The following is a 371-nucleotide window of genomic DNA, read 5'->3' as shown; positions in this document are numbered from 1 at the left end:
TCCATATAAGAGTTGATTAAGCTCATAAGTTGTCTTTTCAAAAAAGACTAAAGAATTAACGTTGACGTTTTTGTTCGTTCAGTTTTCAAAGATCAATCAAGCAACTATATTAGAATAACATCTTAGAAATAATCCGTCAACACTTTTTTTGAGTTTATTGAAGAAATTATTTGCTGTATATCTTTCTAATACTAAAATCATACTGGGATATTAATGAAAATTATTCCAGTATATAAGGATTAAAAAAGACAAAGAGCGAGACTCTCTGTCTTCGCCCGGCAGCGTCCTACTCTCACAAGGGGACAGCCCCTAACTACCATCGGCGCTGAGAAGCTTAACTTCCGTGTTCGGTATGGGAACGGGTGTGACCT

The 371-nt window shown here is 36.1% G+C and carries 1 rRNA gene; it reads right to left on the bottom strand.

Annotated features, from left to right (window positions below):
- Positions 1-273: 273 nt before the first annotated feature.
- A 5S ribosomal RNA gene (rrf, locus tag JI665_RS28295) occupies positions 274-371 on the bottom strand; the annotation flags it as partial.

Source organism: Bacillus sp. NTK034, from assembly GCF_017303275.1.
Classification (GTDB): Bacteria; Bacillota; Bacilli; order Bacillales; family Cytobacillaceae; genus Cytobacillus.
The sequence above is the reverse complement of the archived record's forward strand: the minus strand, read 5'-3'. Positions and strand labels throughout refer to the sequence as shown.